The organism is Aeromonas rivipollensis (assembly GCF_010974825.1).
Lineage (GTDB): Bacteria > Pseudomonadota > Gammaproteobacteria > Enterobacterales > Aeromonadaceae > Aeromonas > Aeromonas rivipollensis.
In genome coordinates this window covers 33,927-42,189 of the sequence record NZ_JAAILA010000006.1, presented here as the reverse complement: position 1 = coordinate 42,189, position 8,263 = coordinate 33,927, and the positions used below count along the sequence as shown (strand labels likewise).

The 8,263-nt window shown below is 61.6% G+C and carries 7 protein-coding genes; 4 read left to right on the top strand and 3 right to left on the bottom strand.

The features are described 5' to 3' along the window. Positions 1–406 precede the first annotated feature (406 nt). Complete coding sequence (locus tag G4923_RS03600; RefSeq protein WP_163135533.1) at positions 407–1,600, top strand: NnrS family protein; 1,194 nt, start codon at positions 407–409, stop codon at positions 1,598–1,600. Positions 1,601–1,603: 3 nt separating this feature from the next. Here the strand turns inward: G4923_RS03600 and G4923_RS03595 are convergent, their stop codons facing one another. Further along, a complete protein-coding gene (locus G4923_RS03595) occupies positions 1,604–2,173 on the bottom strand; it encodes a helix-turn-helix domain-containing protein (protein WP_163135531.1) in 570 nt (189 codons plus the stop codon). Between the two features lie 116 nt (positions 2,174–2,289). Here G4923_RS03595 and G4923_RS03590 point away from each other — a divergent pair, with 116 nt between their 5' ends. Next, positions 2,290–3,441: a benzoate/H(+) symporter BenE family transporter gene (locus tag G4923_RS03590; RefSeq protein WP_163135530.1), complete on the top strand. Its 1,152-nt coding sequence runs from the start codon at positions 2,290–2,292 to the stop codon at positions 3,439–3,441. A gap of 147 nt (positions 3,442–3,588) precedes the next feature. Beyond that, positions 3,589–4,653 (top strand): DUF3103 family protein, encoded by a 1,065-nt coding sequence (locus tag G4923_RS03585; RefSeq protein WP_163135528.1) that lies wholly within the window; start codon positions 3,589–3,591, stop codon positions 4,651–4,653. Positions 4,654–4,719: 66 nt separating this feature from the next. Here the strand turns inward: G4923_RS03585 and metF are convergent, their stop codons facing one another. Next, complete coding sequence (metF, locus tag G4923_RS03580) at positions 4,720–5,616, bottom strand: methylenetetrahydrofolate reductase (protein WP_025328549.1); 897 nt, start codon at positions 5,614–5,616, stop codon at positions 4,720–4,722. Positions 5,617–5,943: 327 nt separating this feature from the next. On the opposite strand from metF, the gene G4923_RS03575 reads away from it, so the two are divergent. After that, the gene (locus G4923_RS03575) at positions 5,944–6,738 is read left to right on the top strand and encodes a GNAT family N-acetyltransferase (RefSeq protein WP_163135526.1); all 795 of its coding nucleotides are present in this window, start codon (positions 5,944–5,946) and stop codon (positions 6,736–6,738) included. A 75-nt stretch (positions 6,739–6,813) separates the two neighbouring features. On the opposite strand, the gene G4923_RS03570 is transcribed toward G4923_RS03575, so the two are convergent. Then, complete coding sequence (locus G4923_RS03570) at positions 6,814–8,259, bottom strand: ABC transporter substrate-binding protein (protein WP_163135525.1); 1,446 nt, start codon at positions 8,257–8,259, stop codon at positions 6,814–6,816. Between the last annotated feature and the right edge of the window lie 4 nt (positions 8,260–8,263).

The window sequence follows — 8,263 nt, the reverse complement described above, 5'->3', positions numbered from 1 at the left end:
GAAAATCAACAAAATTGTTTGATGTTCGATGCTGTGAGTGCCCACACAGATTGCTTGATTCAAATTGTTAAAGAGCGTCACGCTTATCACGTTGAGGAGGCGCATTTTACGCTCCTCACTTCGAAAGTCAAGCGGTTGTGTTCGCTTTTCTTTCGGCGCCTACTTCGCTGGGAAGCTGGCTCATCAGTTCGGCGTGTTCCGCCGTGCTGGTAGGGGCGCATTATAGGGAGCCGCGCCGGGATGACAAGGGCTTTTTCACCTTCAACGCTCGTTCGCTCAGTTCTGCAGCAAGACGTTCCTTTTTTACCCACTGTCCCGCCCGAAACGCCATTCCCTGGATTTAAATTGAACATTTGAAAAGCCCATTATACAGTTGCTTTTCAAATGTTCAATTAAGGTTGCTGTCATGCACCAGATCCTCGATAGCCACAAGGAAGAGCAGATAGTCCCGCTGTTCCGCTTGGGGTTCCGCCCCTTCTTCTTGCTCGGAGCCCTGTTTTCCTGCCTGGCCATGCTGGGTTGGCTGGGACAGCTTAATAACTGGTTCGCCCTGCCCGGTATTGGCAATCCCATCTGGTGGCACGCTCATGAGATGTTGTTCGGCTTTGGCGCCGCCATAGTTGCGGGGTTTCTGCTGACTGCCGTCCAGAACTGGACGGCTCATCCCGGCGTTCGCAGCTGGCCATTGGCACTGATCGTGGGATTGTGGGTGCTGCCAAGGTGCCTGCTCCCCTGGCTTGGAGAAGGCAATCTCATCCTGATGGCACTGGATCTGGCCTGGTTGCCGCTCTGTGCCTGGTTCCTCGCCAAGCCCGTCATCATGACGCGCCAATGGCGCAACCTCTTCTTTGTCCCCCTGCTCCTCATATTGACTCTGCTCAATGGCGCCAGCTGGTTATGGCGAGATGAGTGGAGCGCAGTGGAACATCTGCTCATCACGACGGTACTGCTGTTCACCACCCTGATCGCCGTGATGGGCGGACGTGTCATTCCCTTCTTTACCGCCAGAGGCACAGGCCAGGAGAAGGCGCCTCCCAGCCCTTGGCTGGAGCGCGGGGCCTTGGCCTCTCTCTGGTTGATCCTGCTGCTCTGGCTGCTGCCTGACTCATGGACCAACTCTCTATATATGGTGCCTCTATATATAGTGGCGGCCGGCTTGCACCTGGGCAGGCAACTGCGCTGGCGACCCGGCACCACCCTGGCACAGCCCCTGCTATGGTCGCTGCACCTGGCTTACCTGTTTATCCCCCTTGGCCTGCTCGCCCTTGCGGCCCAGGCTGCGGGGCTGCCTCTCAGCTTGTCCCTCGCCAGTCACCTGCTCAGTGCTGGCTGCATGGGGACCATGATCCTCGGGATGATTGCCAGGGTGTCACTCGGTCACAGCGGCAGGGCCCTGCATGTCGGGCGCAGGATCACCCTGGCATTCGCGCTGGTGATCCTCTCTGCCTTCATGCGGGTCTTGCTCCCTCTGTATTGGCCCAGCTTGACACTGACGGGATGGAACCTGAGCGGCTGGAGCTGGATAGCGGCCTATGGCCTGTTTGTCTGGGTTTACACCCCCATCCTGACCCGCCCCAGAGCGGACGGTCGTCCGGGTTAGCCATCAGGGGCGAGTGGCGGGATAGTGGATCAGATTGTGGAAAACGGCCGGGGCTATTCCCAGATTGCGGTAACCGTGGGGACGATCGGCGGCGAAGCGAACGGCTTCCCCCTGATCCAGTGAACGCCACTGCCCATCGACCAGCACCTCCATCACCCCGCTGATGACGATGACATGTTCGGTCACCCCGGGTTCGTGGGGTTCAGATTCCCGCTGATAGCCGGGTAGCAAGGTCAACTCGAACAGCTCGAAACCGAACCGGCTTTCATAGGGGAACAGCGGCGCCACCTGCATGCCTTCGCCCGCCGGTTGCTGGCGAATGTCATCGGCGATGCGATAGAGCGTCTCCCCCGCCACTGCCGGGGTCGGCTCGATAAAGCTGGAGAAGGAGACCCGAAACCCGGTGGCAATCTTCCAAAGGGTCGCCACCGTCGGGCTGGATTCCCCCCGCTCGATCTGCCCCAGCATGGCCTTGCTCACCCCGGTCTCGCGGGCAGCCACATCCAGACTCCACCCCAGTTCGGCGCGCAGCCCTTTCAATCGCTGAGCCAGATGCCGATTCATCTCCTGCATACGCCCTCTCCCGAATGCTGCATCTTCACCTTGTGCGCTATAGCGCACACCGCTATAGTCAAAGCCATATTGTACGCAATAACGCACAAGCTATCAGCATACACAAGGATGTCGCTATGCCCTTTGCTCTCCCTCACCTGGTCGCAGGCCTTATCGCCGTCCTGGTTGGCTACACCAGTTCGGTCGTACTGATCATTCAGGCGGCTACCGCCGCCGGCGCCGATGCAGCCCAGGTATCCTCCTGGCTATGGACGCTGGGTATCGGCATGGGCGTGAGCTGCATCGGCCTCTCCCTCTATTACCGCATCCCCGTGCTGACCGCCTGGTCAACACCGGGGGCCGCCCTGCTTATCACCAGCCTGGGCAATTTCAGCCTGGCGGAGGCCATAGGCGCCTTCATCATCTCCTCCTTGCTGATCACCCTGTGCGGCATCAGCGGCTGGTTCGACAGGCTGATGCGCCACATTCCGGCTCCGCTGGCCGCCGCCATGCTGGCCGGGGTGTTGCTCAGATTCGGGCTGGACCTGTTCAAGGTGGCCCCCCAGGATCCCCTGCTGCTTGGCGCCTTGCTGCTGGCTTTCTTGCTCGGCCGCCACCTCTGGCCCCGCTATACCATGGTGCTGGTCCTGGCCACTGGCATGCTGCTCTGCGCCCTGAGGGGCGAGCTGCTGCTGACTGAGATCCACTGGCAGCTCTCCAGCCCGGTGTGGATCTCGCCAACCTTTTCCATCAACGCCATGCTGGGGATAGCGCTGCCGCTGTTCCTCGTCACCATGACGTCGCAAAACATGCCCGGCATCGCGATCCTCCGTGCCCATGGTTATCAACCGGCCACCTCCTCCCTGATCGGCTGGACCGGCCTTACCGGTCTGCTGCTGGCCCCGTTCGGTGGTTACGCCTTCAACCTGGCCGCCATCACGGCCGCCATCTGCATGGGCAAGGAGGTGGATCCCGACGCCGCTCGCCGCTGGCCCGCCGCCGTGTGGGCGGGTTGCTTCTACCTGCTGACCGGTTGCTTCGGGGCGACTGTGGTCGCCTTGTTCAACGCCTTCCCCACCGCCCTGGTGACTTGCGTGGCCGGGCTGGCACTGCTCGGCACCATAGGCAGCAGCCTGCACGGGGCGCTGCAGCAGGATGAAGAGCGGGAAGCCGCGCTGCTCACCTTCCTCATCACGGCCTCGGGGATCAGCCTGCTCGGTGTCGGTTCCGCCTGCTGGGGATTGCTGGTCGGCGTGGCGCTGCATCAAGTCAACCGACTCCGCGCCTGACCTGACCATCTGGGGAGACCCCAGTGAGACACAGCACATAATTCGGCAAGGATGGTTCACAGGCGAACCCCATTCCCGTCTAGTGAGAAAGAGGCGCAGATTCTTCCCGATGCGCGCCTCTGTCAGACTCAATACTGGAGAAGAAGAATGAGGAATCAGGCTGTCATTTTATTGCTGACCCTGCTGGGCACCGCCAGTGCCCATGCCGCCGACACGGACAGGGAGCTGGCACGCCAGCTCGCACTGCAGCAGAAGAATCTGCTGCCCCTGCTCGCCAATCAGGAATACCAGAGTCCGCTGCCCAACCTGCTGCAAAAGGCGAGCCCACGCCTCAAACGGCAGGCCACAGATGCCAATCAGGCCGCCATCAACCGGCAAGGGCTGGAGGGTGAAGTCAAACAGCTGATGCAGTTGCGACTGGCCAACCCCGAGCAGGCCGATGCGCTCAAGCAGGGAACAGAGCCGCTGATTGCCTACGTGCCGAGCGGCGATGAGAAGAGCTGGAGCGCCATCGAAGCCTTCGATGGCGCCGGCAATCCGGTCTACCTCGATGTCAACCAGCCACCGGCGCGGCCCGTGCTGGTAGTGGAGGCCGATCCCGTCAAGGCCAAGAATGCCGGTCTGAAGGTGATGCGCAAGGCGCTGGCTGCCGCCGACATGCAAGTAGCCCCCCGTGCTGCCGACAGCACTGCGCCCCTCAAGACCAGCATTCTCAAGAAGATCAGGCTCAGCGATGATCAGGAGCCCTGGTTGCTCGGCGCCGCCGAGGTCTACGCCGTCGTGGCCGGGGTCAATCCCGGCCGGGACGAACCCGTGGTGGACATAGTCGACATGCCCTACCTCGACCATGACAACACGGATTACAACCCGAACCAGATCCTGGTGTACTGGGATCGCTATCGCTGGGGCGCAGTCGACCTCGTCATGATGGAGCAGGATGACAACGTCAACTACAAGGAGCTGAGCGCCCTGCTAATCGAGGCGCTGAAGCTCGGCTTCACCGCCGGCGGCGTGCCGGAAGCCCTCCCCTTCCTCGATCTCGGCGGCCGCATCGTCAAGGCGCTGCCAGACTCCTGGATGACCAACAACGACGACTACCTGGATACCTTCTACACCCTGGAGCAGGACCAGAGCTATCACCAGTATCCCGGCGCCGCCGGCAATGCGGTCATCACGCTGGAGCCCAAGGAGATCCAGCCGACCAGACCCTGATCATCACCCATAGCAAAAAGCCAATGAGGCAACTCATTGGCTTTTCTCGTTACTGACTGATGGGGATCAGGCCTGGCCTTTCGGCCTGACTCCCAGGGTATGGCAGATGGCGTAGGTCAGTTCGGAGCGGTTCAGGGTGTAGAAGTGGAAGTCCTTCACCCCTTCCTGACTCAGCACCCGCACCTGATCGATGGCGATGCTGGCGCCCACCATGTTGCGGGTCATCTGATCGTTATCCAGCCCTTCGAACCGCTGGTGCATCCAGCGCGGGATCTTCACGTTGGTAAAGCCGGCAAACTTGTTGAGGGTCTGGAAATTGGAGACCGGCAGTATCCCCGGCACTATCTCGGCATCGATGCCGATGGCGGCGCAGCGATCACGAAAGCGCAGATAGGTCTCCACATCGAAGAAGAACTGGGTAATGGCGCGGTTCGCACCGGCATCTATCTTGCGCTTGAGGTTGAGCAGGTCGGACTGCGCGCTCCTGGCTTCGGGGTGGCCCTCCGGATAGGCAGCCACCGAGATGTCGAAGTCGGCCTCGGACTTGAGCAGGGCGACCAGATCGGTGGCATACATGTCCGGCTTGTCGAGTCCGGGGGGCAGGTCACCGCGCAGTGCCACTATGTGGCGAATGCCGCTGTTCCAGTAGTCACGGGCAATGGTTCTCAGCTCGTCGCGGCTGGCATCGATACAGGTCAGGTGCGGTGCGGCGATAAGACCGGTGCGCTCCTTGATGTCCTTGATCACCTTGTGCGTACGATCCCGGGTGCCCGAGTTGGCGCCATAGGTCACGGAGACAAACTTGGGTTCCAGCACCTGCAGTCGTTCGATGGATTGCCAGAGGGTATTCTCCATCCCTTCGCTGTTGGGGGGAAAAAACTCGAAGCTGACCGAAATGTTGTTACCCAAGTCAGCCAGACTCTGGTTGAGTGCCTCAACCTGACGCGCGCTGTGAAATCCCATCTGCTCTCTCCCTGTCCTACAACCGATTCCTGTACGTCAAAACGGATGTTTGGACGTCTAAACGTCTTTCTATCTTTATGAGAAAACGGATCAAAGTCAACATCGATTTGCCCACGAAGGCGGGATAAACGATTTTTTTTATTTTGCAATTCGACCCAAGTAACGGCGGGCCCCATCCCAAAATGGCCTCAGGCACGCTATGATGCGGGCGGATCGTCCTGGACGTTCTGAATCTGCGTGTGATTGTTTGGCCGGGTTTCCCGGCCTTTTTTTAACTTCTCCCCCTCCCTGCCGATAATCAATTCAAGCATTTGCAGGAGCCTTGTCATGGAAGATCACCCCGGTTTTGCCACCGATTTGCTGTTCGATCGCTATCAGGGCGAGGTGACGGACCATGAAGGGTTCTGGGCCGTGCGCACCCCGACAGCCCCGGATTACTACTTCGGCAACTATCTGCTGCTCCCCACTCCGCCCAGCGACCGCGACAAGGGTTGGCTCGAAGCCAGCTTCGACAAGCTGATCGGCCAGGATCCCAAGATCCGCCATCGCACCTTCCAGTGGCCGCTGGCCGAGGGACAGAACAGCCGGGTCGCCGGCTTCGTGGCGGCGGGATACCAATACATGGAGTGCGTGGTGCTGGCGCTGGAGGCGGCCGACTGGCTGACCCCGAGCGACCAGGATCTCGCCCCAGCCCGCCCCTTCACCCCCGCCGACTGGGATGACTGGCTGACCCTGGAGCTCGATGACAGGGACTCGGGCCATGGGGAGGCGAGCTACCTTGCCTACCTTCAGTCGCGGCGCGACCTCTATCAGGCCATGATCGCCGATGGGTTGGGACAGTGGTGGGGGATCTGGCAGGGGGATCGTCTGGTGGCCAGCTGCGGCCTCTTCTTCACCGGCACCATGGGGCGCTTTCAGCTGGTACGCACCCATCAGGATTGGCGCAACCGGGGCCTCTGCCGTCAGCTGCTGAGCCAGGTCGCCCGCCAGGGGTTCGAGCGGGCCAGGCAGCTCATCATAGTGGCCGACGAGCACTACCACGCCCAGCGGGTCTACCGCGCCCTGGGCTTCGTTCCGGTGGCGCGCATCGGCAGCCTGTGCCGCTGGGCTCACCAGCCGTAGGTGTCTGACACAGTAGGCGTCTGGCGCAAATAAAAACGGGAGGCTGATGCCTCCCGTTTTTCATGGTGCTGTCCTTCAGGGCTGCGGCGCTTCCAGCTCGCTGGCCAGCGCCTGCTCGACGTCGGTCGAGGCCGCCGTTGAGGGGGCAACAGCCGCGGGCACGGGGGACGCGTTCAGCTCGGTCGAGATGGCAGCGGATGGCGCAGCGATGACAGACTCAACCGTGGCGGGAGCAGCAGAGACGGCGGCGGGAGCCGCGCATTGGCAGTCCAGGGCCTTGGCCTGCTGGCTCTGATGAGGGGCGTACCAGCCCTTCAATCCCTGCTCCAGCCGATCGGCGGCGGCTTGCGGCGCCATGGTGCCGAGCAACACCCCCTGGCTCACCTCGGCCAGCTCATCCCCCAGCTTGGGGGTGCCGCGAGAGAGGATCTGGGTGGCGACCCGGATGGTGGAGTCACACTGATCCCGCCACTCCATCATCTCTTTGGCCGCCGGGTTGGTGGCCTCGAAGAAGTGGTTGGAGAGGGAGAAGAACCCCGGCAGCGAGTTGGTATAGAGCTCGGCAAACTGGGAGGTGGTCAGCCACTGCAGGAAGGTCATGGCGGCCTCCTTGTTCTTGCTGGCCGGGTTCATCCCCATGCCGATGTCGGTGTGATCGGTAAAGAAGCAACCGTCACCCTGTTTGGCCACAGGGGGGCGCATGACACCGAAGTCCACCTTGCCGGTGAAGGGGGCTATCTCCCAGGAGCCGGCCGCATAGAAGGCGGCCTTGCCGGAGGTGAACAGCTCGTTGGTGGTGGCGTAGTCACGACCCTCGCCCCCCTCGCCGAGATAGGTGCGCCAGCGAGCCAGCTCCTCGAACACCTTGACGTATTGCGGGTTGTCGAGCCGCTCCTGGCCCGCGATCAGCGCCAGCCGGCCATCCTCCCCTTTCCAGTAGTTGGGGCCTATGTTCTGGAAGCCCAGCTCGGAGGCGACCCAGCTCTCAGAGCCACTCATGGCCAGCGGCACATAGCGGCCATCCGCCTTCACCTTGTCGAGCACGGCGAAGAACTCGTCCCGGGTCTGCGGCACCGCCAGCCCCAGCTCACTGAAGATCTGCTTGTTGTAGAAGAAGCCGTGAATGACGGAGGCCATGGGCACGCAGAAGGTCTGGGCGCCGCTATCGGTCTGCCAGGGGGACTGGGCGAAGCTCGGGAAGTTCTCCATCCCGGCCATCTCGCTCAGCTCCGCCAGATGGCCCGCCTTGAACAGGGCCAGGGAGTCGTCGAACGGGCGGCAGGTGATGAGGTCCCCGGCCTTGCCCGCCTTCAGGCTGGCCCAGAGGGTCGGCATGTATTCGACGTTCTGCACCCCGTTGAAGCTCACCTGGATGCCCGGGTGAGCGGCCTCGAAGGCGGGAATGATCTTCTCCTCCCACAGGGCCTTGTCATCTATCCGCCAGCTTTCGATCACCAGCTCGCTGGCCATCAGCTGGCCACACAACAGGAGACTCAGGGCCCCGATCCACTTGTTAGCCATAAGT

Coding starts and splice junctions, on each gene's coding strand:
- G4923_RS03600 (WP_163135533.1), top strand. CDS start 407: ATGCACCAGATCCTCGATAGCCACAAGGAAGAGCAGATAGTCCCGCTG.
- G4923_RS03595 (WP_163135531.1), bottom strand. CDS start 2,173: ATGCAGGAGATGAATCGGCATCTGGCTCAGCGATTGAAAGGGCTGCGC.
- G4923_RS03590 (WP_163135530.1), top strand. CDS start 2,290: ATGCCCTTTGCTCTCCCTCACCTGGTCGCAGGCCTTATCGCCGTCCTG.
- G4923_RS03585 (WP_163135528.1), top strand. CDS start 3,589: ATGAGGAATCAGGCTGTCATTTTATTGCTGACCCTGCTGGGCACCGCC.
- metF (WP_025328549.1), bottom strand. CDS start 5,616: ATGGGATTTCACAGCGCGCGTCAGGTTGAGGCACTCAACCAGAGTCTG.
- G4923_RS03575 (WP_163135526.1), top strand. CDS start 5,944: ATGGAAGATCACCCCGGTTTTGCCACCGATTTGCTGTTCGATCGCTAT.
- G4923_RS03570 (WP_163135525.1), bottom strand. CDS start 8,259: ATGGCTAACAAGTGGATCGGGGCCCTGAGTCTCCTGTTGTGTGGCCAG.